Raw genomic sequence first — 25,198 nt, forward strand, 5'->3', positions numbered from 1 at the left:
GTGCCAGCGCCCTACAGCTTCTGGAGTTCGTTGCCGATGACGTACGTGGCCACGTCACGTCCCAGCTCGAGTCCGTCGACGGCGTCCCAGCGGTAGTGGACACCCAGGTACAGGCGGCTGAGCGCGTTTTCCTCGGCCGCGGCACTGAAGCTGTCGAACGTCCGGTTCCTGACCGGCGAATTGGGCTCGTCGGTGGTGGCGGTGAAGGAGATCCGGTCGGAGCCCAACGCCTCCCTCATCACGGTCTCCCACGCTCCGGCGAAGGTCGCGTGCCCGGACGCCCAGGCGGGGAAGCAGGGGGTGGGCCCCAGCGGCTGCCAGGCCGGGTCGTTCAGGCCCACCTGAATCGCGGAGACGGGCCGCCAGAGGTCGATCGGCGTCCTGTACTTGACGTCCCACTCGGCGATCGCACCGTCCGCCATCGCCAGCGACAGCAGCGCGAAGAGCCGTGCCGTCCGGTAGGTCTGCAGGTTCTGCTGGTTGGCGACGGCCGTGGTGATGGCAAGCAGCTGTCCCAGCGGCTTGTAGGTGCCGTCCGCGTCGTTGGCCCAGAACCAGGCCGCCGCGGTCTGGTCGGGGGTGCGCGCCGTCGAGGTCGCCGAACCGAGCCTGCGCACCTCGTCCACCTGAGCCTGGTATGCCTGGCTCGCCAGGAGCACCTCGTACGTGCCGTAGGTCTCGGGCGTCGCGGGCCGGAACTGCGCTCCCGAGGACAGGACGAACGGCCGCACGAGCCCCCAGTCCGGGTCCACGGCGTCGCTCTCCAGGGCGCAGGTGCCGCCGGTCGGACGCCAGGCGCCCGGCTTGTCCTCCACGGTGTACGCCTCGCCTTCGCTGGAGCCGTCGTTGTAACGGGCGTTCCAGATCCGGTCGGCGACCGGCTCGGCCACCAGCGGCTTGAGGACGTCGAAGCTGGTCCACTCGTTGCCGAAGCGCTCCTTGAAGCGGGTGTTGATGAACGTCGTCTGGGCGGGGAAGAGCCGGACCAGGAGGTTGCGCGCGGTGTGGCCGATGACGCGCTCTTCCTCGTCGGGTCCCTCCAGTAAGGGGGCCCCGGAGTACTTGGGCGCCTCCAGGAAGGGTTCGTACCTCAGGGAGTGCCAGGTCCGCTGGTAGGCGCTCTCCGCGTCGTAGATACCCGCGTTCATGATCGCCGCGGCCCTGGCGAGCGGGCCGGGGCCCACGTCCGTCTGCCGCCTGAAGACATCGATCAGTACGGAGTTCCAGAACTGCACCGGCCTGCCGTCGAACGCGGCCGCCTGTGCGGAGCCGGCCGCGGAGGAGGGTGCCGCGGTCGACGGGGCGGCGGTGGTGAGCGGTGCGAGAAGCGCCGCGAGTACGACGAACAGCACGAGCCCGGTTCTCCGGCTCGTGCCTCGCCACGGAATCGGTAGCCGTCTTGAGGGCGGTGAGGCCATGTGCCATCCCCTGTTCCACTGAACCGGTACCCGCTGCACCGGCGCGCTCAAGCTAGCGAGTGCCTGCGGACCCCGGCGTCCCACAGGAGACGGACCACCGGGTAAACCGGTGCGGTAGCCGGCGCCGGTCGCTGCAACCCGGGCGGTAGTGACCCAGCCGCAGGCGGGAGCCCTGGGTTTTGCGGCTACGGTGGCCTGGCCGGAGGAAGTGCTGGGGCACCATGACGGAGGGGGAGTGCCGATGCCGGTCAGGAAGCCGGCGACCGAGCGGCAGCGGCGGCTCGGGGCGGAGCTGCGCAAGATGCGCGAGCGGGCCGGGCTGACCATCAACGAGGCCGCCGTCATGCACCGCACGGACCGGACCACCGTGAGCAACGTCGAGTCCGGCCGCTTCGGGGTGAGTGCCGATCGTGTGCGTGTCTGGGCGGCCAACTACTCGTGTCACGAAGCCCCGTACATCGACGCGCTCGCCGAGATGGCCAGGGAGCGTCGTGCCGGAGCCGCCAAGTGGTGGGACGAGTATCGGGACGTACTCGTCTCGACACTGCTCGACCTCGCGGAGTTGGAGGACTGTGCCGTGGCTCTCCGTGCGGCGCAGATCACGCACATGCCCGGGCTGCTTCAGCACGAGGAGTACGTGCGGGCCGTCTTCGGCGAGGCGGTCCCGCCCATGGCGCCGGACGACTTCGAGCGCAAGCTCGCGTTCCGGCTCAGGCGGTCCGGCGTGCTCGGTAAACCGCAGCCGCCCGAGTGCGACTTCATCATTCACGAAGCGGCTCTGCGGATGGAGTTCGGTGGCCGGAAGACGGTCAGGACGCAGTTGCGGCACTTGCTGGAGGAATCCGAGCGGGAGAACGTCACCGTCCGCGTTCTGCCGTTCGCGGCCGGTGGTTTCCCCGCTGCGGCGAGTTCGACTCTCTACGCGCAGGGGCCGGTGGCACAGCTCGACACGGTGCAGACCGACACCCCGGTCGGGTCGTCGTTCCTGGACGCGGAGACCCATCTGGCGAACTACCGTTCGGTGTTGGACCGTATGGAAGAGCGCGCCCTCAGCCCGAGCCGGTCGCGGGACTTCATCCGCGACGTGGCGCAGGAACGATGAAAGCGTGGGAAGAATGGACATACGGTGGCAGAAGTCTTCGTTCTCGGAGCAGCCGGAAGGTAACTGCCTGGAGCTTGCGGCAGGCGAAGCTGTGGTCCTGATGCGAGAGAGCGATGCCCCGGCGGGGGTCATCGTGACCACACCCGAGCGTCTTCGTGCGTTGGTCGCGGGAGTCAAAGCCGGAGAGTTCGACACACTTCTCTGACTCGCGTTATCGATTTCCGGACCTGCGTTCGCCCTGGCGGGCGTTCTACAACCCCTTTGGTGCGGCAGGGCATATGCCGTATCGAATTCACGCTTACAACACGTTGTAAGTAGCTGCTGTTTGTCGCTAGCGTTTCCACGGCTTCGCGGAACGGGAGATCACGTTGCGCGCAGGCACAAGGTGCCCCGGCGGCGTTGCAGCGCCCCGGGGCGTGGCCAACGCCTACCAGGAGCGTCAGCATGAACCACCGTATCCGGCGTGCCCTCCGGCGCGCACTCGCCCGGCTCCGCGCGCCGCTCGCCCCTGCCACGGGGCGGCGGCGCGCCACCGGGGCTGTGCCCGTTCCGTTTGCCGCACCGGCCGTGGCCGCGGCACCTGCCCGAGAAGCACGTACCGCCACCGGTGTGCGGCTCCTCGTCCGGGCCGGTGACCCGCCGTACCGGTTGGGGCGCCTCCGGCCGCACCCCTGGCCGGAGCCCCAGCCGTACCACCGGCCCGTGGAGCTGCCGGTTCGGGACGGCGGTGGGCGGCAGGCCGGTGCGTCCGTGGGGCCCGGCCCCTCTGCTCAGGCACGGCGCCGGGCCGCGCTCGCGCTGGCGATGGACGGGGTCCTCGCCTGCCCCGAGACCGTTCAGGCTTATGACCTCGGGGCGGCGCTCCTCACGCGGGGCGCCGGCGGCCCGGTCGGCGGGACGGCTCCCGTGGCGGGGGTGGCTGCCTGATGCGCACCCGGACCCCCGGCAACTCCGGCCCCGCGCAGGGGCTCTGCGTCAGCCGCGTGCCCGGCAAGCCGGTGGCGTGGGAGGCGGACGGCCGGCTCGCCGTCCATCTGTGGCTGCGGCAGGACGGCCGGTTCGACACCGACCTCGCCCTGCGGCTCTCCGTCGCCGAGGCGGAGGTGCTGCACGCGCAGCTCTGCTACGCCCTCGCCGACGAACCCGTGACGACCCCGCCCGGCGCCACGCCGTACTGCCGGAGCCACCAACGGGAGGACGCGGCGGCGCGCCGCTCGTAGGAAGCCCCGTGAACCGGTCCGGGCAGGCGTCCCCCGTGCCTGCCCGGACCGCTCCGTTCCCGGCCATGGCCGGCAGGGGCCCCGGCCCGGCGCGGCGGACACGGCTCACCCGGGCTCCGGGAGGTCGAAGGCGGGGATGCGCGCCAGGACATCCAGGTAGTGCGCGTTGTACATGATGCCCAGGACGTTGCCGAAGGGGTCGGTCACGGATGCCGTCACGAAGCCCTCCCCGCGCGGGGTGACGGGCTGGTACTCCGTGGCGCCCATCGACAGCAGGCGCTCCACGGTGGCCGCCACGTCGCCCACATGCCAGTGGACGACGGCGCCGCCCGGGCCTTCGGCCGCCGCGGCGGGAGGGGCGTAGCGGCGGTCGATCAGGCCGAGTTCGGCCTGGAAGTCGCCGAGGCGGAACTCGGCGTAGGCGAGCTTGCCGTCCGGGCCGGAGCGTTCGAAGTACGGCCTGATGCCGAGCAGTTCGCTGTACCAGCTCTTCGCCGCTTCGACGTCGTCCGCCCAGAAGCTGACGGTGGCGAGACCTCGCAGCATGACCGTTGATCCTTCCGTCACCGCGAGATCCTTCCGCTCGCGCCGTGCCGTCACGCTATGGGCCCTTGCGGACAGGACGGGTCCGCAACGCGCGGCTGGGCGGGCTGCCGGCCCGTCGGCCCAACTCTCGGCGATCGCAGATCAAGACCGTGGCCCGGACGGAGCGGGCCGTAAAATCAAGATGATGTCCTCACGCTGCTCCAGGAGAGCCCGAATGGCTGATCAGCGCGTTACCTTCCACATCCATTACACGCCCGACGAGGGCGGCTACAACGCCTTGGAGCCGGTGACCGGTACTACGAGCTGGGGCAAGGATCTCGCAGAAGCCAAGGCGATGATCACGGAAGCCCTTGAGCTGTACTTCGCCGAAATGTCCCGGGAGGATGCCGAGGCGATCGCCGCCCGCCAGGCCGATGCCTGGTCCGGTGACGTCGACGTCACGGTACAAGCAGCCTGATGCCTCCGCTTCCTCAGATCTCCTCCGACCGGCTCATCAAAGCCCTGGAACGGCTCGGCTTCACTCGCCGGACCGGCAAGGGCTCGCATACGGTGTTGCGTCGCGGCAGCGTTGTCTGTGTGGTCCCGCATCGCAGTCCGGTGCCCCGGGGGACCCTCGCCAACGTGCTCCGGCAGGCCGGTGTCAGCGCGGACGAACTCAAGGACGTGATGTGACCGGCCGGGATGCCGCAGCGTGGAGAGCCTGCGTGTTGACGGGAGCCGCGCCCGGCGGAGACAAGACTCCGGCCGCCGGACCTCTGGCACCTGAGAGCTGTACATGACGGGGCATCCGGTCCGGGTCAGTCGATCCTCGTGTAGACGAGGGGCTTCTCGGTGCCCTCGGAGAAGACGCGGCGGAGGCTGCCGTCGGACTCCATCTCCAGGGTGGTGACCGGGCCGGGTTGGCAGGCCGTGTCCGGCTGGGCGATCTCCACGGTGGACGCCTCCAGTTCGACCGGAGGGCCGCCGGTCCGCAGCCGGGCGCTGAACTCGCAGTGGTAGCCGGGGCCGTCGGCGTCCAGCCGGAAGACCGTGTCGCCGGGGCTGCCCTGGGCCAGGGTGAAGCGGCGGACGTCCTGCTCCGCCGTGCCGAAGGCCGCCTCCCAGGTGCCGAGGTACTCCTGCGGGACGGCGCCGGGTGTGGGCTGCGGCGAGGGGGAGGCGTGGTCGGTGTCCGGGTTCGGGCTGTTCGGGGTGTCCGGGGTGCCCTGGGAACCGGAGGCGCCGTTCCGGCTCCGGTCGGCTGCTGAGCCCGCGTTCTTGAGCAGGGTGTAGACGGTCGTGCCGCCGATGACGGCCACCGCCAGGGCCACGACGGTGACCAGAGCGCTTATGCGCCAGTGGCGGGTCGTCCGGGCCGAGCCGTCGGGATGGACTCCGTGGTCCGGCCGGTACGGGGGGAGGTAGCCCGGCGTGGTGTTGTACTGCTGCGTGCCGTATCCGTAGCCGGAACCGGGGGGCGGCGGGCCGTAGTACGGCGTGGAGGCGGGCGGCGCGGACCCCCGGGGCGGGGGAGGAGGCGGCGGCGGTGCCGGGACGTCCGAGGTCGCCGTGGGCGCGGTGTGCGGGGTGTGGGGGGCGGGCCCGGCGGGCGGGGGCTGGTGGCGGTGGTTCTCCCGTCCGCCCTGGCCGCCCCGGTGGCCCTGTCCGGTGTGGCGGCCATGCGGGCCGTAGCCGTTCCGGCCGCTGGGGCCGCCGGGGCCGTCCTCGTGCCCGGTCGGGCCCTCGTGTCCGCTGAGGCCGTTGCGGTCGTCGTGGCCGTTCCGGCTGTCGCCGTGGCCCGCGCGCGGGGCGCCGTGGGCTTCCCCGCGCGCCGGTCCGCCACCTGGTCCGTTCTCCCGGCCGGGGCCGTACGGTCCGGCGCCGTACGGGTCTTCGCCCGATCCGTTCACCGGTGTGTGCTCCGGCGCCGGCTCGTACGGCTGTTCCGGTGCCGGACCCGTTCCGTGCGCCAGGCCGTGTCCGTACGCGTGTCCGGTTCCGGCCGTGGGGCGGTCCGCCGCCGGAGGGGCCACCGGGTTTGTCGCGGCCGGGCCGCCGTCGGCCGATGCCGGGTTCTCCGCGTCCAGCAGCTGTACGGCGTGCCGTCCGAGCTGGGCCACCACCCGGCCCGGGAGCCACGGTTCCAGCGCCCGGCCGTCGCCCAGCGTCGCGTCCGCGCCCGAACGTTCCCGCAGCTCGGCGGGCGAGGGCCGCCCGGCCGGGTCCTTGTGCAGACAGTTCGCCACCAACTCCCGCAGGCCGTCCGGCAGTCCGGTGAGGTCCGGCTCCTCCTGCGCGATCCGGTACAGCACCGCCGGCACCCCGCTCTCCGTACCGCCGAACGGCGGCCGCCCCGTCGCCGCGTGCACCAGCACCGAGCCGAGGCAGAAGACGTCGCAGGCCGGCGTGATGCGTTCGCCGCGCACCTGTTCGGGCGCCATGAAGCCGGGGGAGCCGACGATGGCGCCGGTGCGGGTCAGCCCGCCGTCCGTGACGGTCTCCAGGGCGCGGGTGATGCCGAAGTCGATGACGCGCGGCCCGTCGATGGTGACCAGGACGTTCGACGGTTTGAGGTCCCGGTGCACCAGCCCGGCCGCGTGGATGTCCTCCAGAGCGGCGGCCAGCGACGCCGCCAGGATGCGCACCGACCGCTCCGGCAGCGGCCCGTGCTCGCCGATCAGCCGCTGGAGCGACGGCCCGGCGATGTAGCCGGTCGCCAGCCACGGCAGCGCCGCCTCGGTGTCCGCGTCCAGCACGGGCGCCGTCCACCGGCCGCCCACCCGGCGCGCCGCCCGCACCTCCTGGCGGAAGCGGTCCCGGAACTCGCCCTGGGCCGCCAGCTCCTGCCGCACGAGCTTGACCGCGACGGTGCGGCCCCGGTCGGAACGGGCGAGGTAGACCAGGCCCATGCCCCCCGCGCCCAGCCGGCCCAGCAGCCGGTACGCGCCGATCCGCTGCGGGTCGCCGTCCCTCAGCTCATCCATAAGCCCCGTGCCCTTCCCCCTGGTGCTCTCCCCAACAGGGGGAGAATAGGGCGGGACGTCCCGTGGTGGGACGACTGCGCGCTCAGCGACCCCCGATTGTGTCCATCGCGTCCACCAGCCGTTCCAGAACCCGTACCGTTTCCTCCAGTTCCCCGGGCCCCATGGACCCCGCCAGCCGCCGCGCGAACTCCGCGTGTGCCGGGTCGATGCGGCGGACGGCCGCCCGGCCCTCCTCGGTGGGGCGCAGCAGCTTGGCCCGCCGGTGCGCCGGGTTCGGTATGTACTCGGCGAGGCCCCGGCCGGCCAGCAGGTCGGCGACGCGCTGCACGCTCTGCCGGGTGACGCCCATGGCACGGGCGATCCCGGCGACCGGCAGCGGCTCGCGGAGCACCGCGCCGAGCACCTGCCACCAGGCGGCGGTGAGCCCGGCCGGGCGGGCCATGGCCTCGGCCGCCGCCAGGAACTGCCCGTTGAGGCGGAAGGCGGCCAGGGCGGTACGGGACAGCAGTTCGGGCTCGGACGGGCTCCCCGGCTCCGCGGGTCCCTGGGGCTCCGCCGGTCCCTGGGGCCCCGCCGGCCCCGCCGGCGCCCCGGCGGCGTCCGGGGCTTCCGGGTTTTCCGGGTCTTCCGGGCTCCCCGTGCCCTCCCGTGGGCTCGTCGGCTCGTTCACGCGGCGCTGTCTCCCGGAGCGGACACCCGTCCGGACTCGGCGCCCGGGTGGGGCGTCTCCGCCGTGCCGTTCACGATGCCCCCCGCGGTGTCGTCGCCGGTGTGGTCCGCCGCCGCGCTCTCCGCCGCGCTCATCAGCACGGGGAAGGCGGTCGGGTCCGAGGCGGCGTAGAGCCGGAACCAGGCGTCCAGGACGTGCGGCTCCATGAGGTCCAGCTCGGTGGCGATCTCACGGGCGAAGGCCACGGGCTCGGTCGGCCCGGCGGTGATCAGGCCGCGGTCGCGGACGGCGTCCGCGTCGCGGTACCGGTCGTGCCCGCCGTAGCCGGGCTGGTGGGCCAGGTACTCGGCGACGGCGCTGGTGTGGTCCCGGTCGTCGAGCAGGCCCGCGCGGGCGAGTCCGGCCGTGCCGCCGCAGATCGCGGCCACCGGGACGCCGGCGTCGAGGAAGGCGCGGGCCGCGCCGGCGAACGGGGCCAGCTCCTCGCCCGCGTCCCAGAGCCGTGCCCCCGGGATGATCAGCAGCGAGCTGTCACCCGGGCGCAGCTCGTCCAGCGCCATGTCGGGCACGATCCGCACGCCGCCGATGGTGGTGACGGGCCGGCCGGCCCCGCCGAGCGAGACGGTGCGGACCCCGACGGGACGGCGGGGCGCGCGGTGGTAGGTGGACTCGCGGAGGACGGCGGTGGCGTAGCCGAACTCCCAGTCGGCGAGGGTGTCGTAGACGGCGAGGTGCACGGTGGTGCTGCTCATGGCTCTCTCCTGGGTCCGGACCCGGTGGACCGGGGCGGCGGTGGCGGGCCGGTGGGCGCGTGGGCCGCGCGGCATCCGGCCTGCCTTGGACAGCATGTTGTCAATCCGTCAGTATGCTGTCAATCGGAGAGGGCGTACGGGTGCCCCGCCTCCCGGACGGAACCCCGCCCGGCAGGCCCTGGCCCCAGGGGGGCCGGGGGCGCGCGGAGCCCGGCGCGGGCGCACGCCCGGAGGGATCGCGGATTTCCCTCCCCGCCCGGTGAACAAGGGCCGCCCCCGCCCCGTACCCATGGGTGCAACCGCCGCGGAGGCCGAGGAAGGGCGGGCGGCTCTCGACGAGGAGCCGCCGGTCGCCTCCGCGCATACGGTGCGAACGGGGCCCGCCGTGTCCGCACGGCCGGGCCCCGTTCGTCCGGCCGGGCCGTCCCACGTGCGGGGACGGTGTGAATCCGCCGGAGACGGGTGCCCCGCCGTCGCCTAAGGTGACCCGGAGGCCGCGCGACCAGCGCTCCCGTGTCACGGCGAAGGAGACCGACCCCATGCCCGGCAGCGGCAGCCACCCCCGCGGCTCGGCAGTCACCCGCAACACACTGCGGCAGCAGATCGCCGAGGCGCTCCGCGACGAAGTGCTGGCCGGCCGTCTGCCCGCGGGGCAGCACGTCGCCGTCAAGGAGATCGCCGAGCAGTACGGCGTCTCCGCCACCCCCGTGCGCGAAGCGCTGGTCGACCTCGCCGCGCAGGGCCTGGTCGACCTGGAGCACCACCGCGGTTTCCAGGTGCACCGGTTCACCCCGCAGGACTTCCGCGACATGGTGGAGGCGCGCACCCTGATCGTCGACGGCATCTTCCGGCACGCGGTGCAGCGCATCCTGGACGCCCTCACCCCGGCCGCTCTCCGCTCCCTGCGGCGCCGGGCCGACGAGGCCGTGCGCGCCTCCCGCGCGGGCGATCTCGACGTGCTCATCGGGCACGATCTGCGCTTCTGGCGGGAGCTCGGCCAGCTCGTCGGCAATCCCTACATCCGCGACATGCTCGACCGGGTGCGGGTGCAGAGCTGGGTCTTCGCCGTGCCGTACCTGCGGCGCGAGGCGGATCTCGCGGGGCGGCTGTGGAGCGGGCACGGGGAACTGGCGGACGCCGTCGCCGCCCGCGACGAGCAGGCCGCCCGGCTCATCATCACGGGCTACAACGACCACTCCCTGGAGCTGCTCGACCGCTTCACGGCCCGTTACGGACCGGCATGACGACCGCCCGCGCCGGCGCTCCGGCGCACCGCTCCGCCGGCGGACCGGACGCCGCACGGGCCTCCGGCACCCATGCCCCGGCCCTTCCCACCGGGCGGCACGACAGGACGGGAGAAGGACAGTGAGCGAGACGTACGCGACCCGGGACGGGGAGGCCGGAGAGGGCGCGGCGGAGAGCGCGCCGGGAAGCACCCCGGCGGACGTGCCCGTGGACGTCCCGTCCGGCCCGCCGTCCGAACCGCTGCCCGAACCCCCGTCCGAGGCTCGGCCGGACACCCTGTCCGAAAGGCCGTCCGAAACCCCGGCCGGTACTTCATCCGAAAGCCCGTCCGAAGACACCGCCGCCACCGCCGCCGCCACCGGCACCCCGGACGGCGCCGGTGAGCGGGCCAACGCCCGGCGCCGCCGGCTGCCGCGTCCCGCCGCGCTCGCCGTGCCGGCCGGCTACCTCCTCGCGTCCCTGCTGCTGTACGCCGGGCTCTGGGCCGATCTCGACCGGAGCTATCTCGTCGACAGCGGGCGGGACCAGAACCAGTGGGAATGGTTCTTCGCGGTCACCGCCCACCACGTCCTCAGCGGTGACAGCCCGCTCTTCACCACGCTGCAGAACTACCCGCTCGGCGCGAACCTGATGGCGAACACCGCCATGTTCGGGGTCTCCATCCCGCTCGCCCCGCTGACGGCCCTCCTGGGGCCCACGGTCACCTGGGCCGCCGTGCTCACCGGTGGCCTCGCCGCCACCGCCACCGCCTGGTACTGGCTGATCCGGCGCCACCTGACGGGCAACCGCACGGCGGCGGTCGTCGGCGGCGCCGTCGCGGCCTTCGCGCCGCCGATGATCGCCCATGCGAACGCCCACGCGAATCTGGTCGTGCTGTTCGTCCTGCCGCTGGTCATCGACCGGATGCTCAAGCTGTGCACGGGCCGCCGCGTCCTCCACGACGGGGTCGTTCTCGGTCTGCTGATGACGTGGCAGATCTTCCTGGGCGAGGAGGCGCTGCTGCTCGCCGTCACCGGCATGGTCGTCTTCGCCGCCGGCTACGCCTGCGCGCGGCCGAGCGCCGCCCGCGCCGTGGCCGGGCCGCTGGCGCGCGGTCTGCTGACCGGCGCCGGCGTCTGCCTGGCCCTGGTGGCGTTCCCGCTGTACTGGCAGTTCTACGGCGAGCAGAGCTACGCGGCCATCAACCACGGCCCGACCGGCAACCCGCTGCTCGCGCTCGTCGAGTTCGCCGAACGCTCCCTCGCGGGCGACCCCGCGACCGCTGACCGGCTCTCCCTCAACCCGACCGAGCAGAACGCCTTCTACGGCTGGCCGCTGGCCGTGCTGTTCCTCGTCGTGACGGTGACGCTGTGGCGGCGCCCCGTGGTCAAGGCCCTGGCCGCCACCGTGCTCGTCGCGGCGGCCCTGTCCCTCGGCTCGGACATCTCCCTCGCCGGCACCGAGGGCGCGGCGACCGTCCCCGGCCCCTGGCGGCTCCTCGACGGGCTGCCGCTCTTCGAATCGGTGATCGAGTCCCGGTACGCGATGGTGTGCGCCCCGCCGCTCGGGATGCTGCTGGCGCTCGGCTGGACCGCCGTCTCGGACGCCGCCGCGGCCGCCCGTTCGTCGTCGTCCGCGCCCGACGACCGGGCCCGCCGCGACCGGGCCGTCCTCATCCGGGTCGCGGGCGCCCTGGCGCTCTGCGCCGCGCTGCTGCCCGTCGTGCCCACGCCGCTGGAGACCACCGAACGGCCGACCGTGCCGACGGTGGCGACGAGCGGCGCCTGGCGGTCGTATGTGCGGCCCGGCGAGTCGCTGGTGCCCGTACCGCTGCCCTCGCCCGGTGAGGCGAGCGCGCTGCGCTGGCAGATCGAGGCGGACTTCGCCTTCCCGCTGCCCGGCGGCTACTTCATGGGCCCGGCCGGCCCCCGGATCCCGGGGCAGGGCAGCCCGCCCGGCTACTACGGAGCCGTACCGCGCCCGACCGGCGAGCTGCTCTGGGACGTGCGCTGGAGCGGCCGGGTGCCCGCCATCGGCCCCGAGGAGCGCCGGGCCGCCCGCGAGGATCTCGCCTTCTGGCGGGCGGGCGCCCTGGTGCTCCAGCGGCAGCCGAACGACACGGCCCTGCGCGCCACGCTCGACCGGCTGCTCGACGAGCCGGGACGGCCGGTCGGCGACGCCTGGGTCTGGGACGTCCCGTAAACGGGCAGAACGGGCAACGGGGGGCCCGGAGGCGACGCTTCCGGCCGTTCCGCCCCGCTCCACCCCGTGCCGCCGCCCGCGCGGCGGCCCCGCCCATTACGCTGATCCGACCATCGTGCCGACCCGGACAGAGAGCGAGTGCTCGTGGCGTGTGATCTGTGGCTCGTCCCGCTCGTCGATGTGCTGTGCCAGAGCCCCGACAACCCCTTCGCCGAAGAGATCGCGGTCTACGACAAGGCCCTGCGCGAGGCGGGGCTGCCCCCCGTTCCCGTGTTCGGCTACATGCCCGGCCTGAGCGGGGACGTCGCCCCCGTCGCCGGCTTCGACTACGACGCGCTGCACTTCCTGCGCCGTGCCTATCTGCTCCAGGTCTGCGGACTGCCGGTCACCCCGGTGGACGAACTCGGCGGCGACTACGAACAGTTGCTGGAGATGTTCGAGACCACCGCGCAGCAGTCGCACCTGGTCTGGCACTACGACCACGCCGGCGCCTACGTTCCGGTCGACTTCCCCCAGCCGCTGTCCAACGAGGAACTCCTCGGCGGCGGCGGCCCGCTGGGCTCCGCCCACGGCCTGCTCCGCGAACTGGAGGCGGTCGCCCCGGCGATCGGCATCGACCCGGTCAACCCGCCGATGGCGCCCGCGCCGCCGGGCCGCCCCACCAGTCTGGAGGAGCCCGCGGTCACCGTCTCGTACGAGGACAGCAGCCCGTATGCCCGCGAACGGCATGTGTGGCTGGGCCTGAACGCGGCGGCGACCCGGAGCCTCAGCCAGGGATCGATGATCGTCTTCAGCTGACCGGAACCCGGACCCGGACCCGGACACCCGGACCCGGACACCCCGACCGGACACCCGGGCCCCGCGCCCGCCCGGCCCGTACCGCAGCCCGGCGGTACGGGCCGCGGTCGTCCCGCGCGGCGGCGGCGCGTTGCCGCGCCCCCCGGGGCTGCTGCCCCCGGGCCACCGCCCCCCGGCCGCCGCCCCGCTACCGCGGCGGCTCGGGAGGCCGCTGCCGGGGCATGTTGGGCCGGGTGCCCGGCGGCAGCTGGAAGCGGGTGACCGTACGGCCCTCCTGCCGGCCCCAGGGCACCAGCGACTGGGTGAGCAGCGGCGCCGAACCGGACCGGAACTCCACCATCCAGTCCGCCGTCTCGAACCGCACGAGCTCGGACACGTCCTCCGAGAAGCGCCGCAGCACCGACAGGCAGCGCTCGGCGGCCTCGCTCGCCGTGCCCTCCGTCGGGCCGAGCACCTCGCGGACGCTCTCCGAGGCCCAGTCGAACTGCAGTGCCTCCAGCCGGCGCTGCACGGCCTGCGCCGTGGCGACGTTCCGCATCCAGCCGGACGTCAGTCCGAAATAGCGGTCGCAGACCACGCAGGCGGCGGCGCCGACCAGCGCGGCACAGCCCCAGGCCGCGCCGTGGCCGACCGCGCCGGTCAGCTCCAGCAGCGGCAGCGAGAAGCCGGCCGTGGCCAGCAGGGCGCTGCCCGTCCGCAGCAGCCTGGCGCCGCGGCGCTTCCAGCCGCGGTCGGCGAGATACCACTCGGAGGTGCGCAGCGCACGCTCCTCCACCCAGCGGTACAGCTCGTCGAGCCGTTCCGCGGGCTCTCCCCAGTCACCGAGCGGAAGAGGACGGCCGAGCAGATCGCCCTGCCGCCCACCGTCCTTCGGGGGAGGCCCCTCGGGCTGCATTTCCGGCTGGCTCACCCGTGTGCTCCCTCTGTGGTCGGCGGTGCTGCCCGCAAGGATGCCGTCGTTCCGCGTCCGATGGGACACGGGGGACGGGCGGGAACCGCGTGACGGCTGCTGCGCGCCACCCTTCATACCGCCGAATGGTGGGGCTCACCTGCGATACGGCTCGATTTACCCACAGATGGGGCCTGTGATCAGGTATAGAGCCCGATTCGATCACCCGAAAGGGTGGTGGCCGCCGGAAGACGGGATATGCCCCGCGCGCCACCGCGATGCTGGCCGCGGGTGCGGTGCGTGTGCCGCGTGGGGCCCGCGGGGCTCCGGATTCTCCCAACTCGCCTGTGGGGCACGGCTCGTGGCCGTCCCGGGGGCCGCCCGGCGGGCCGGGACGGGCGCGCGTACCGCCACGGATCCGGACGGCCCGGGCGAGCGGCCGTGAGACGGCCCGGCGGGCCCGCCCCGGCGGCGGCTACCCTGAGCCGCGTGAAGGTCCTCGTCATCGGCGGCGGCGCCCGCGAACACGCCCTGTGCCGCTCTCTCTCCCTCGATCCCGACGTCACCGCGCTCCACTGCGCCCCCGGCAACGCCGGCATCGCGGAGCTCGCCGAGCTGCACGCGGTCGACGCCCTCGACGGCGCGGCCGTGGCGGATCTCGCCGCGGACCTCGGCGCCGGGCTGGTCGTCGTCGGCCCCGAGGCGCCCCTGGTCGCCGGGGTCGCCGACGCGGTGCGCGCCCGGGGCATCCCCGTCTTCGGCCCGTCCGCGGAGGCGGCGCGGCTGGAGGGCTCCAAGGCGTTCGCCAAGGACGTCATGGCCGCCGCCGGCGTGCCCACCGCCCGCAGCCACGTCTGCACCACCCCGGAGGAGGTCGACGACGCGCTGGACGCCTTCGGCGCCCCCTACGTCGTCAAGGACGACGGCCTCGCCGCCGGCAAGGGCGTCGTCGTCACCCACGACCTGGAGACCGCCCGCGCGCACGCGCTGAGCTGCGACCGGGTCGTCATCGAGGAATTCCTGGACGGCCCCGAGGTCTCCCTCTTCGCGGTCACCGACGGCCGGACGGTCGTCCCGCTCCAGCCCGCCCAGGACTTCAAGCGGGCCCTGGACGGCGACGAGGGCCCCAACACCGGGGGCATGGGCGCCTATTCGCCGCTGCCGTGGGCCGACCCGAAGCTGGTCGACGAGGTCCTGGACACCGTCCTCCAGCCCACCGTGGACGAACTCCGGCGCCGCGGCACGCCGTTCTCCGGACTGCTCTACGCCGGGCTGGCGATCACCTCCCGCGGCGTGCGCGTCATCGAGTTCAACGCCCGCTTCGGCGACCCGGAGACGCAGGTCGTCCTGGCCCGGCTGCGCACCCCGCTCGCCGGGCTGCTGCTCGCGGCCGCCACCGGCGACCTCGCCGACTTCCCGCCGCTCGCCTGGGGCGGCGGCGCGGCCGTCACGGTCGTCGTCGCCTCCCACAACTACCCCGGCACACCCCGCACCGGCGACCCGATCACGGGCCTGGACGCGGTGGCCGCCGGGGACGAGCACGCGTACGTACTCCACGCGGGCACCCGGCGCGACGCGTCCGGGCAGGTGCTCAGCGCGGGCGGGCGCGTCCTGTCCGTGACGGCCACCGGGCCGGACCTGGCCGCGGCGCGCGACCGCGCGTACCGCGCGGTGTCCCGGATCCACCTCGACGGCTCGCACCACCGTACGGACATCGCGGCCGGTGCGGCGGCGGAGGCCGCGGAGGCCGCGGAGGCTGCAGGGGCCGCGGAGAGCTGACGCACCGTCCACCCACCGGAGCCACGGGGCCCCGGGCCCCTTCGCCGCGCCCCGCGCGCGGCCGGAGGAGCCCGGGGCCCTCGCGGTGTCGCGCAAGTGTCCCGGAAACCAAGCCCGGGGGAATGAGCTCTGACCAAAGCCATTCCATCGAGTGACCGCCCGGAGGTACTGCTGACGTACACCCGCCCGGCCGCTTAGGGTGCCCGCTGACGGCCCCGTACCGGTTCCCGACCGGACGGGAGCCCGTTGCGGCAACCGGACCACCGGCGTTGCGGTCGCCGTGCCCGGTGCCACAGTGGGGGTGGGGAACAGTCGGCAGACCAGCAGGGAGTGAGTTTCGTTGGCGTCCGAACCGGCCGGTGCGGAGCCCGGAATGCGGGTGGCGCGCACCCGGGCCCTGGCGGTCCTCCACGTCCGCGGTACGGCGGTGGCCGCCGTGCTGCTCCCGGCCGCCGTCGCGATCGTGCTGTTCGCCGCCGCGGCCTCCGGCCTGGCCACCGGCGCGGGCTGGGACACGGCCCGCTGGGCGGTCACCGCGCTGGCACTGGCCGTGCTGCTCCCGGCGGTGGTCACCGCGGCCGTCGTGGCGCGGGCCCGGCCCGCGGTCAGCCCGACCGTGGCGATCCGGGAGGAGACCGCCCCGGATCTCTACCGGCTCGTCCGCGAACTCGCCGACCGGCTCGGCGTCCCCGCGCCGTCGGCCATAGCGACCACCCCCGACTGCGACAGCTGGCTGGAGGACCGGGCGCATCTCACGCGCCGGGCGCCCCTCGGCGGCCTCCGCGCCCTCCTCGGCCGGCCCGGCCTCCGGGGCCGCGGCGGGCTCCGCCGGAGCGGGAAGCCGGGGAGCCCGGCGGTCCCGCCGGGGGACCGGCGCTTCCGCCGCCCCGCTCCCGAGCCGCCGGAACTGGTCATCGGCTCACCGTTCCTGTGGTGGATGCGGGTGGCCGAACTGCGGGCGCTGCTCGCCCCGGTGGTCGCCGGAACGGGCCCCTCGGCGCAGCCCGACATAGCGGCCGCCCGGCGCTTCGTCCGCGGTCTGGACGCGGCCGTGGCCGTCGCCGCCCGCCACCGGGCGCTCGCCGTCACCGGCTGGGCGGCCCGGACCCTGCTGCGCGCCTGCCGCGCCCACGCCGCGGAGATGGAGCGCGGGGTCGCCGCCGCCGCGTCGGCCCGCGCCCAGGCGGTCGACTACGGCCTGCGGATCGTCGCCCAGGAGCAGGTCGGCCTCGCCTACGCGGGCTGGGACCGGCTGCTGACCCGGGTGGCGCTCCCGGCCTGGCGGATGGGCCGCTGGCCGTCCCGGCTCGACGCCGGGGTGGTCTCCGCGCTGACCGAGCTGTCCCGGCGCGACCGGCTCGCCGAGGGCTTCGCCTCCCGGCTGGGCGAGCGCCCGGCCTGCGATCTGCTGGAGGAGCCCGGGCTGGTCGACGAGGCGGCGTCGCTGCTGGCGGCCCGGCTGTTCCACGGCGGCCCGGCGGAGCGCGGGCCCGGCTGGGCGCCGGTCGACTGGGAGACCTATCCGGAGGAGATCGTGGACCGCAAGTGGCGGCTGGACGCCGCCCGCCTCCAGCGGGTCCTCGACGAACTCCCGCCCGCCGACGGCCCCGGGACGCCCCGGACGCCGGGCGGGCCGAAGGCCGCGGTGACGGCCGGGGTCGCGCCCGCGGCGCCCGGCGTGGTGCCCGCGGCGGCCGGGGCGGCGCCCGCGGCGGCCGGGGCGGCGCCCGCGGTGACACCCGGGAAGGCACCCGGGAAGACGGCGGGGAAGGCAGCCGGGAAACCGGCCGGCGCGGCGCCCGGGGCTGCGCCCCTGGAGGCGGCCGCGGTGACGCCCGCCGAGGCCGCCGCCGGACCGCCCTTCGGCGGCCCCACCCTCGCCCGCGTGCTGGACCGGCTCACCGGCGGACGGGCAGCGGACGACGGCGGGCTGGGCGAGCGGCTGGCCGCGCGTCTCGACGCGGAACTCCACCGCGAGGAGCGGGAACGGGACCGGCCCGGCGCGCCCGGCGGCGCGGCGGCGGACGGCGCCCCGGCGCCCTCCGCGGAGGGCCCGGGGGGAGCGGAGCCCCGCGGAGTGGACGCGGTACCGCTCTTCCCGCTCCAGGTCCCGCGCTCCGGCAAGGAACTGCTGGTCGACCATGTGACGGCCATGGTCTGCTGCGCGGCGGTGGACACCGCCGGCGCGGCACCGGGTCTTGACTGGCTCGACGGCCCCGTGCTGTTGTTCGGCGACAGCCGGGGGGCCGACCTCGGCGGCCCGGTGCTGCGCCTCGTCGAAGAGGGGGACGACACCGAGCTGCGGAGCTGGCTGAACGAGGCGGGGGTGCGCCCGGAGAAGCCCGTGCGCCTCGTCTGACGGGCCGGTGGCACGGCGCCGGTAAACGACCGCACGGAAATCGAACACGGCAATTCACGACGACCGGTGACGCAATGCGCGCGGAATGTGATGTGCTGTCACGTATGGCCGTGTCTCCCGCCGCGCCGGGGAATGTCGTGCATAACGGGCGCGGCGGCGGAGCACGGTCCGGAAGACGCGGTGCGGGGAGGGGAACGTTCGATGGGTACCGATCACATCCGGCGCTGGGAGTCGGGGGCCCTCGCGCACGGGGTCACGGACCCGTTCGGCCAGGGCCCGCTGCCCTGGCTCCGCGGCAGCGAGAACTACTTCGACGACACGGGCCGCATCGTCCCCTGGTACGTCGACCCGGCCGTCGCCCTCGACGAGCCCGGCATTCCCCGGCCCCGCCGCGGCTCCGGCAGTTCCTCCCCGCGTACGGCCGACGACGTCCACCAGCAGATCAAGGGATTCGTCTCCACCGGCGCGGTCGCCCCGGGGGAGGCCCTGGACTTTCACATCGCGGTCAACCCGCCCCAGCAGTTCGGCGTGGACATCTACCGCATCGGCCACTACGCCGGTGACGGCGCGGCGAAGATCACCACCAGCCCGCGGCTCTCCGGGATCGCCCAGCCCGCCCCGCTCACCGCCGACCGCACCGTCTCCTGCCACCACTGGTGGCTCTCCTGGCGGCTCCACGTGCCCTCCTACTGGAGCACCGGTGCCTACGTCGCCGTCCTCACCACCGCCGACGGCTACCGCAGCCACGTCCCGTTCACCGTCCGCGACGACCACCCCGCGGACCTGCTGCTGGTGCTGCCCGAGGTCACCTGGCAGGCGTACAACCTCTTCCCGGAGGACGGCCGCACCGGCGCCAGCCTCTACCACGCCTGGGACGAGGAGGGCCGGCTGCTCGGCGAGGAGGACGCGGCGGTCACCATCTCCTTCGACCGCCCCTACGCCGGCGCCGGGCTCCCCCTCCACGTCGGCCACGCCTACGACTTCATCCGCTGGGCCGAGCGCTACGGCTACGACCTCGCCTACGCCGACACCCGCGATCTGCACGCCGGCCGCGTCGACCCCAGCCGCTACCGGGGCCTGGTCTTCCCCGGCCACGACGAGTACTGGACCGTCCCCATGCGCCGCGCCGCCGAGCGCGCCCGGGACGGCGGCACCTCCCTCGTCTTCCTCTCCGCCAACACCATGTACTGGCAGGTGGAGCTCTCCCCGTCGGCCTCCGGCGTCCCGGACCGCCTGCTGACCTGCCGCAAGCGCCAGGGACCGGGCCGCTCCGCCCTCTGGCGCGAACAGGGCGCGCCGGAGCAGCAGTTGCTCGGCATCCAGTACCTCGGCCACGTCCCGGAGCCCCATCCGCTGATCGTGCGGAACGCCGGGCACTGGCTGTGGGAGGCCACCGGTGCCGGCGAGGGCGACGAACTGCCCGGGCTGGTCGCGGGCGAGGCCGACCGCTACTTCCCCCGCACCGCCCTGCCCGAGCACACCCACCGGAAGCTCCTGGCCCACTCCCCGTACGAGGACCGGGCGGGCGCCCTCCGCCACCAGGAGACGTCGATCTACCGCGCACCCAGCGGCGCCCTGGTCTTCGCCTCCGGCACCTTCGCCTGGTCCCCGGCGCTCGACCGGCCGGGCCACACGGACCCGCGCGTCCAGCGGGCCACGGCCAACCTCCTCGACCGCATCTGCAAACGGGACTGAGGCGGGGCCCGGCACGGGCCGGGTACGGCGGAGTGCTCCGGGCAGGCGGAGAGGGACGGCCGGAGCGGCCCCGGGCGGGCCCCCCGTCCGCAGGAGCACCCTGGACGGGCCGCGCCGACGCCTATGCGGAAGAATCGGAAGCTGTCCAGGACCGACCGATGGAGGGCAGTGTGTCCGGATTCGTATGGAAACCCGAGCCGGTGCAGGTACCCGGTCTGGTACATCTGCACACCGGCAAGGTGCGCGACCTGTACCGGAACGAGGCCGGTGACCTGGTGATGGTGGCCAGCGACCGCATCTCGGCCTATGACTGGGTGCTGCCCACCGAGATCCCCGGCAAGGGCCGCGTCCTCACCCAGCTCTCCCTGTGGTGGTTCGACCTCCTCGCCGACCTCGTCCCGAACCATGTGCTGAGCACCGAACTCCCCGAGGGCGCCCCCGCCGACTGGGAGGGCCGCACCACGATCTGCCGCTCGCTGCGGATGGTCCCGGTCGAGTGCGTGGCCCGCGGCTATCTGACCGGCTCCGGCCTCGCCGAGTACGAGCGCGACCGCACGGTCTGCGGGCTCGCCCTCCCCGAGGGCCTCACCGACGGCTCCGAGCTACCCGCGCCGATCTTCACCCCGGCGACCAAGGCCGCCGTCGGCGACCACGACGAGAACGTCAGCTACGAGGAGGCCGCCCGCCGGGTCGGCGCCGACACCGCCGCCCGGCTGCGGCAGACCACCCTCGCCGTCTACAGCCGGGCCCGCGAGGTGGCCCGTGAGCGCGGCATCATCCTCGCCGACACCAAGTTCGAGTTCGGCTTCGTGGAGACGGGCGGCGGGGGCGGGTCCGCCGACGAGGGCGGCAACGAGCTCGTCGGCGACCGGGACCTGCTGCTGGCGGACGAGGTCCTCACCCCCGACTCCTCCCGCTTCTGGCCCGCGGACCAGTGGGAGCCGGGACGCGCCCAGCCGTCCTTCGACAAGCAGTTCGTCCGGGACTGGCTGACCTCCCCCGCCTCCGGCTGGGACCGGCACAGCGAGCAGCCGCCGCCGGAACTCCCCGCCGAGATCGTCGAGCGCACGGCGGCGAAGTACATCGAGGCGTACGAGCGGCTGACCGGCACGGCCTGGTCGTGACCGAACGCCGGAGGGCCCCGGTCGTGATGACCGGGGCCCTCCGGGAACGAGCGGACGACGAGATTCGAACTCGCGACCCTCACCTTGGCAAGGTGATGCTCTACCAACTGAGCCACGTCCGCCTGCGCCGCACGTCGCCGCGCGGTGCGCCTCCCACTATAGCCAACCCCGCTCGCGTGCGATGCGCACCGCCGTGTGACGGTTCTCGGCGGAGAGCTTCGCGGCGGCGGCCGAGAGATAGTTGCGCACCGTCCCCGGGGACAGCGCGGCCCGCCGCGCGATCTCGGCGACGGGCGCCCCGTCGGCCGCCAGCTCCAGCAGCTGCGCCTCGCGGGCGGTCAGGGGCGAGTCACCGGCGCTGATCGCGTCGGCCGCCAACTCCGGGTCCACATAGCGCTGTCCTGCGTGCACCGTGCGGATGATCTCGGCCAGCCGCCGGGCGGAGACCGTCTTGGGCAGAAACCCGCGCACCCCGGCGGCGAGAGCCCGCTTGAGATGGCCGGGACGGCCGTAACTGGTGACGATCATGCTTCGGCAGGCCGGCAGTTCCGTGCGCAGCGATGTGGCGACCGCCACACCGTCGATCCCCGGCATCAGCAGATCCAGCACCGCTACATCCGGACGGTGCGCCCGGGCCATGGCCAGGGCCTCCGGCCCGGTGGCCGCCTCGGCGACGATCAGCAGATCCTCCTCCAGGGAGAGCAGGGCGGCCAGAGCGCCCCGGATCAGATGCTCGTCATCGGCGAGCAGCACCCGCACCGGTGCTCCGGCGGACGCCGCGTCCGCGGACCCGGCGTCCGCGGACCCGGCCTCCGGCTCCGCGCCGTCGGCGCCCCCCGGGATTCCGGCCCCGGTCATCCCGTCCCCTCCGTTCCCGGTCCGTCCCACCGCGGTCGCCGCCGACCGACCCGGAGCCGGAACGACCACGTCCGGACGGGCCCGGTGCCCGCGGGGGCCCGGCCGGAGGAATCCCCGTCCACGCTCCGCACTCCCCCCTCCGTGTCCGCACCGGCGCCCGTCCCCGCTGCGGCGCCCGTCCCCGCCGCGGCGCCGGTCTCCGAGCCTGCGGGGGCGGTCACGCCGTCCGGCACCTCCGCCGTCAGGCGGAAGCCGCACCCGGCCAGCGGGCCGGCCGTGACCGTACCGCCCGCCTCCGCCAGCCGCTGCCGCAGTCCGGCGAGGCCCGAGCCCGCACCACCGTTCGCGCCCGGTGCAACGTCCGGACCGCCGCCGTCCGCACCGCCGTCCGGCACGCCGTCGTTCTCCATCACCAGGACGGTCGTCCGCCCGCCGTCCGGTGACCGCCCGGGCCGTACCCGGATCGCGCAGTGCCGGGCTTCCGCGTGCCGCAGCACATTGGTGGTGCCCTCCCGGACCACCCAGCCCAGCGCCGAGCGGGCCGCCGGCGAGAGCCCGCCGGGATGCCGGTCGTCGATCCGGCAGTCGATGCCGGCCGAGCGCAGCACGGCGCCCGCGCCGACCAGTTCCGTGTGCAGATCGGCCTCCCGGTAGCCGCGGACGACCTCCCGGACCTCCCGCTGCGACTCCTGCGCGATCCGCTGGACCTCCACCATCTGGTCCACGGCGGCCGCCGAACCGCGCCGCGTCAGCTGGACGGCAAGCTCGCTCTTGAGGGCGATCACGGCCAGGTTCCGTCCCATCACGTCGTGCATGTCCCGGGCGAACCGCAGCCGTTCCTCGGCGACGGCCAGCCGGGCCTGCACCGTCCGGGACTCCTCCAGCTCGTACATCACGGCCAGCATCCACACCGAGCAGCGCACCGTGAAGGCGGACCAGGCGCAGGAGAAGACCAGCCCCAGGGCCGTACCGGCGAGCAGCGGCCGGTCCACCCCGGCGACCGCGAACCCGGCGAGCACCGCGGCCACCCAGCCCGCCTCCACCAGGACGACGGTGCGCAGCGGCGCCAGCAGCGCGTACGGGGCGAGGAACGGGATCACGGTCAGGGACGCCAGCAGCACGGGCAGACCCTCGTCGCCCAGGGCCTCGCCGGCCGCCAGGACGGCCACCGGCACCAGCGCCGCGGTCATCAGCGCGGCCCCGGCCACCGTCTCCCCGCGGGGCACCGGGCCCCGGCCCCGGTACTGGTCGATCCCCCGCCGCAGCAGCCGCACCGCGGACACCGCCTGCGCCGGCGCGACCAGGGCGAGCAGGACGGCCGCCCCGTTCTCCACCGCGCCGCCGAGGCCCTTGGAAGCGGTGGCCGCCAGCAGGAAGAGCGTGTACGGCGGGATCAGCCAGATCATGACGTACAGCGAGCCGCGCGTGTAGAGATCGACCTGCGCGATCCTGCTGCGCTTCCCCCAACGGCCCCGTGCCCCGAACACCCGCCCGAACACCCGTCGGTCCCTTCGTCGTTCCGCAGCCGTCACCGGGCCGTCTCCGGGCCGTCTCCGGCCGTGCCCGCGAGCAGCCCCCGCCCGTCCCGCCCCCGCGCCGCGAGCGCTCAGCGCCGCGGCTCCCAGCGGAACCACCGTCGCACGGCGTACCCCGCGAGGGCCGTCCAGGCCACCGCGAGGAGCAGCGCCCGGACCGTCCCGCCGCCTGCCGCGGTCTCACCGAGCCAGCCGGTCCGCACCAGCTCCACGACCGGGGTGAACGGCAGCACGCCCAGCGCGTCCGCCAGCCGGTCCGGCATCAGCTCCAGGGGCACCACCAGCCCGGAACCCAGGAACGACACCATCATCAGCGGCAGCACCGTGACCTGAGCGCTCTCCACGGTACGGGTCACCATCGCCGTCGCCGCGGCCAGCACGGACAGCAGGACGACGCCCAGGACCAGCCCGGCCACCAGCAGCTCCGGCCGCCGGGGTGCCGTCAGATCGAGCAGCGCGGTTCCCGCGGCGACGAGCAGGGCGCACTGGGCGAGCGCCAGGCCGGCGGTGGGCAGCGCGGTCCCGGCCAGGATCTCCGGGTCCGTCGGCTCGCCCGTCCGCAGCCGCTTGAGCACCAGCTCCTCCCGGCGGGCGACGTAGGCCGCGACCAGATTGGTGTACACGACGAGGATCAGGACGGCACCGATGCCACCGGTCATCGTCACCCCGCCCGCACTGAGCCCGGTCCCGCCCAGATCCGCCTCGGCGACCGAGGTGCTGATCAGCCAGACCATGCCGATCGGCATCAGCAGCGCCGTGAAGAGCGCCGTCCGGTTCCGCAGGAGCAGGGTGAACTCGGCCCGCCCCAGGGCCGTCATCCGCGCCGTCGTCGCGCTCACCGAGGCCATCACCGCTCCGCTCCCGTCCCCGTCGTCTCCTTCGCACCGGCCCCGCCGCGCACCGCTCCGAAGGCCGCTTCCGCCGCGGCGCCCGCCGGCGCGTCCGGTGGTGCGTCCGCCGGCGCGTCCGAGCGCGCGATGGCGAGGAACGCCTCCTCCAGCGAGGCCGAGCGGGCGTCCAGCCCGTCAAGGGCCAGCCCCTTCTCCCCGGCCCAGCGCAGCAGCACCCCCAGCGACTCCTGGAGCCCGTCGGTCCGGATCTCCACCCACCGGTCGTCCCCGACGGCGGCGCGCAGCGACAACGGCAGCTCGCCCGGCGCCACCCCGTCCGGCAGCAGGAACCGGATCCGGGACGGCCGCGAGGCCGTCACCTCGGCCGGGGTCCCGGAGACGACGATCCGGCCCTGCCGCATGATGGCGAGCCGGTCCGCCAGGGACTCGGCCTCCTCCAGGTAGTGGGTGGTGAGCAGGACGGTGGTGCCGGCGTCGCGCAGCCCGCGCACCAGCCGCCAGGTCTCACGCCGCCCCTCGGCGTCGAGCCCGGTGGTGGGCTCGTCCAGGAACAGCACCTCGGGCCGGCCGAGCAGGGCCATCGCCAGATCGAGCCGCCGCCGCTCACCGCCCGAGAGCTGCTTGACCCGCACCCGGGCCCGTCCCGCCAGCTCGGTCATCTCCAGGGCCTCGCCGGGGGGCCGGGCGCCGGTGGTGCAGCCGGCCCACATCCGGGCCGTCTCCGCCACCGTCAGATCGGAGGGGAAGCCGCCCTCCTGGAGCATCACGCCGATCCGGGGCCGGACGGCGGGCCGCTCCCGGTACGGATCGCGGCCCAGCACACGGACCCGTCCGCCGGTGGGGGCGGCCAAGCCCTCCAGCAGCTCCACGGTGGAGGTCTTGCCCGCCCCGTTCGTGCCGAGCAGGGCGAAGAGCTCGCCCCGCGCCACGGAGAAGGTGAGTCCCCGTACGGCGTCGAATCCGCCCCGTCCGGCGGGCCCGTACCGCCGCCGCAGGTCCGTGACGTCGATCACTCTTGCGTCGCTGTCCATGCTTCCGAGTCTCGCGGCGGTGCCGGAGCGCGGTAAGTGCGTGGTGTCACCGCCGCGCATGACAAATGCCATGAGGGGCGGGCCGGGAGCTCCGGGGGATTCCGTCCCCGGCGGGCCCGCGGCGGATCGGGTGATCGGGGGACGGAACGACGAAGGCCCCGGTCACGATGACCGGGGCCTTC

General features: G+C 74.6%; 23 protein-coding genes and 1 tRNA gene. 13 read left to right on the forward strand and 11 right to left on the reverse strand.

Going from position 1 to position 25,198, the window contains the following annotated elements; all coding sequences use genetic code 11:
* Positions 1–11 precede the first annotated feature (11 nt).
* A complete protein-coding gene (locus LIX60_RS16370; RefSeq protein ID WP_227959067.1) occupies positions 12–1,352 on the reverse strand; it encodes a vanadium-dependent haloperoxidase in 1,341 nt (446 codons plus the stop codon).
* A gap of 307 nt (positions 1,353–1,659) precedes the next feature.
* On the opposite strand from LIX60_RS16370, the gene LIX60_RS16375 reads away from it, so the two are divergent.
* The 4 genes from LIX60_RS16375 to LIX60_RS16390 all read left to right on the forward strand — a co-directional run bounded on the left by LIX60_RS16375 (position 1,660) and on the right by LIX60_RS16390 (position 3,740).
* Positions 1,660–2,520 carry a Scr1 family TA system antitoxin-like transcriptional regulator gene (locus LIX60_RS16375; protein ID WP_227959068.1) on the forward strand — a complete coding sequence of 287 codons (861 nt, stop codon included), beginning with the start codon at positions 1,660–1,662 and terminating at the stop codon, positions 2,518–2,520.
* A 13-nt stretch (positions 2,521–2,533) separates the two neighbouring features.
* A complete protein-coding gene (locus tag LIX60_RS16380; RefSeq protein ID WP_227962797.1) occupies positions 2,534–2,725 on the forward strand; it encodes a DUF397 domain-containing protein in 192 nt (63 codons plus the stop codon).
* Between the two features lie 497 nt (positions 2,726–3,222).
* Positions 3,223–3,447, forward strand: a complete 225-nt coding sequence (locus LIX60_RS16385; protein WP_227959069.1) for a hypothetical protein — start codon at positions 3,223–3,225, stop codon at positions 3,445–3,447.
* Positions 3,447–3,740 (forward strand): hypothetical protein, encoded by a 294-nt coding sequence (locus LIX60_RS16390; protein WP_227959070.1) that lies wholly within the window; start codon positions 3,447–3,449, stop codon positions 3,738–3,740. The genes LIX60_RS16385 and LIX60_RS16390 overlap by 1 nt, the downstream gene beginning before the upstream one ends.
* A 105-nt stretch (positions 3,741–3,845) precedes the next feature.
* Here the strand turns inward: LIX60_RS16390 and LIX60_RS16395 are convergent, their stop codons facing one another.
* Positions 3,846–4,286, reverse strand: coding sequence for a VOC family protein (locus LIX60_RS16395; RefSeq protein WP_227959071.1), 441 nt, complete (start codon positions 4,284–4,286; stop codon positions 3,846–3,848).
* A 214-nt stretch (positions 4,287–4,500) separates the two neighbouring features.
* Here LIX60_RS16395 and LIX60_RS16400 point away from each other — a divergent pair, with 214 nt between their 5' ends.
* Both LIX60_RS16400 and LIX60_RS16405 read left to right on the forward strand, forming a co-directional pair.
* Positions 4,501–4,743 (forward strand): type II toxin-antitoxin system HicB family antitoxin, encoded by a 243-nt coding sequence (locus LIX60_RS16400; RefSeq protein ID WP_227959072.1) that lies wholly within the window; start codon positions 4,501–4,503, stop codon positions 4,741–4,743.
* A complete protein-coding gene (locus LIX60_RS16405) occupies positions 4,743–4,958 on the forward strand; it encodes a type II toxin-antitoxin system HicA family toxin (protein WP_227959073.1) in 216 nt (71 codons plus the stop codon). Before LIX60_RS16400 ends, LIX60_RS16405 begins: the two co-directional genes overlap by 1 nt.
* Positions 4,959–5,083: 125 nt before the next feature.
* On the opposite strand, the gene LIX60_RS16410 is transcribed toward LIX60_RS16405, so the two are convergent.
* From LIX60_RS16410 to LIX60_RS16420, 3 genes are all read right to left on the reverse strand, one after another.
* Positions 5,084–7,249: a serine/threonine-protein kinase gene (locus LIX60_RS16410; RefSeq protein ID WP_227959074.1), complete on the reverse strand. Its 2,166-nt coding sequence runs from the start codon at positions 7,247–7,249 to the stop codon at positions 5,084–5,086.
* A gap of 82 nt (positions 7,250–7,331) precedes the next feature.
* Positions 7,332–7,757 carry a MarR family winged helix-turn-helix transcriptional regulator gene (locus tag LIX60_RS16415; protein ID WP_227962798.1) on the reverse strand — a complete coding sequence of 142 codons (426 nt, stop codon included), beginning with the start codon at positions 7,755–7,757 and terminating at the stop codon, positions 7,332–7,334.
* 158 nt (positions 7,758–7,915) lie between these two features.
* Positions 7,916–8,671, reverse strand: a complete 756-nt coding sequence (locus LIX60_RS16420; protein WP_374117866.1) for a DJ-1/PfpI family protein — start codon at positions 8,669–8,671, stop codon at positions 7,916–7,918.
* A gap of 539 nt (positions 8,672–9,210) precedes the next feature.
* Here LIX60_RS16420 and LIX60_RS16425 point away from each other — a divergent pair.
* From LIX60_RS16425 to LIX60_RS16435, 3 genes are all read left to right on the forward strand, one after another.
* Positions 9,211–9,915 (forward strand): GntR family transcriptional regulator, encoded by a 705-nt coding sequence (locus LIX60_RS16425; protein ID WP_227959075.1) that lies wholly within the window; start codon positions 9,211–9,213, stop codon positions 9,913–9,915.
* A gap of 121 nt (positions 9,916–10,036) precedes the next feature.
* Entirely contained in the window at positions 10,037–12,097 is a 2,061-nt protein-coding gene (locus LIX60_RS16430) for a glycosyl transferase (protein WP_227959076.1), read from the forward strand.
* A gap of 144 nt (positions 12,098–12,241) precedes the next feature.
* Positions 12,242–12,895, forward strand: coding sequence for a hypothetical protein (locus LIX60_RS16435; RefSeq protein WP_227962799.1), 654 nt, complete (start codon positions 12,242–12,244; stop codon positions 12,893–12,895).
* A 187-nt stretch (positions 12,896–13,082) separates the two neighbouring features.
* On the opposite strand, the gene LIX60_RS16440 is transcribed toward LIX60_RS16435, so the two are convergent.
* Complete coding sequence (locus tag LIX60_RS16440; protein ID WP_227959077.1) at positions 13,083–13,805, reverse strand: SLATT domain-containing protein; 723 nt, start codon at positions 13,803–13,805, stop codon at positions 13,083–13,085.
* A gap of 468 nt (positions 13,806–14,273) precedes the next feature.
* On the opposite strand from LIX60_RS16440, the gene purD reads away from it, so the two are divergent.
* From purD to LIX60_RS16460, 4 genes are all read left to right on the forward strand, one after another.
* Positions 14,274–15,563: a phosphoribosylamine--glycine ligase gene (purD, locus tag LIX60_RS16445; protein WP_227959078.1), complete on the forward strand. Its 1,290-nt coding sequence runs from the start codon at positions 14,274–14,276 to the stop codon at positions 15,561–15,563.
* Positions 15,564–15,936: 373 nt separating this feature from the next.
* Positions 15,937–17,922 carry a hypothetical protein gene (locus tag LIX60_RS16450; protein WP_227959079.1) on the forward strand — a complete coding sequence of 662 codons (1,986 nt, stop codon included), beginning with the start codon at positions 15,937–15,939 and terminating at the stop codon, positions 17,920–17,922.
* Between the two features lie 201 nt (positions 17,923–18,123).
* Entirely contained in the window at positions 18,124–19,617 is a 1,494-nt protein-coding gene (locus LIX60_RS16455) for a N,N-dimethylformamidase beta subunit family domain-containing protein (protein ID WP_227959080.1), read from the forward strand.
* A 170-nt stretch (positions 19,618–19,787) separates the two neighbouring features.
* Positions 19,788–20,741: a phosphoribosylaminoimidazolesuccinocarboxamide synthase gene (locus LIX60_RS16460; protein WP_227959081.1), complete on the forward strand. Its 954-nt coding sequence runs from the start codon at positions 19,788–19,790 to the stop codon at positions 20,739–20,741.
* 49 nt (positions 20,742–20,790) lie between these two features.
* Here the strand turns inward: LIX60_RS16460 and LIX60_RS16465 are convergent.
* The 5 genes from LIX60_RS16465 to LIX60_RS16485 form a co-directional block, all read right to left on the reverse strand.
* Positions 20,791–20,863: transfer RNA gene (locus LIX60_RS16465), tRNA-Gly, on the reverse strand.
* 34 nt (positions 20,864–20,897) lie between these two features.
* Positions 20,898–21,599, reverse strand: coding sequence for a response regulator transcription factor (locus LIX60_RS16470; protein WP_227959082.1), 702 nt, complete (start codon positions 21,597–21,599; stop codon positions 20,898–20,900).
* Positions 21,596–23,098, reverse strand: a complete 1,503-nt coding sequence (locus tag LIX60_RS16475) for a histidine kinase (protein ID WP_227959083.1) — start codon at positions 23,096–23,098, stop codon at positions 21,596–21,598. The genes LIX60_RS16470 and LIX60_RS16475 overlap by 4 nt, the downstream gene beginning before the upstream one ends.
* A gap of 107 nt (positions 23,099–23,205) precedes the next feature.
* The gene (locus LIX60_RS16480) at positions 23,206–23,982 is read right to left on the reverse strand and encodes an ABC transporter permease (RefSeq protein WP_227959084.1); all 777 of its coding nucleotides are present in this window, start codon (positions 23,980–23,982) and stop codon (positions 23,206–23,208) included.
* Positions 23,982–25,016, reverse strand: coding sequence for an ABC transporter ATP-binding protein (locus LIX60_RS16485; protein WP_227959085.1), 1,035 nt, complete (start codon positions 25,014–25,016; stop codon positions 23,982–23,984). The genes LIX60_RS16480 and LIX60_RS16485 overlap by 1 nt, the downstream gene beginning before the upstream one ends.
* Positions 25,017–25,198: the final 182 nt, after the last annotated feature.

Source organism: Streptomyces sp. S07_1.15, from assembly GCF_020739505.1.
In the GTDB taxonomy this organism is placed as follows: domain Bacteria; phylum Actinomycetota; class Actinomycetes; order Streptomycetales; family Streptomycetaceae; genus Streptomyces; species Streptomyces xinghaiensis.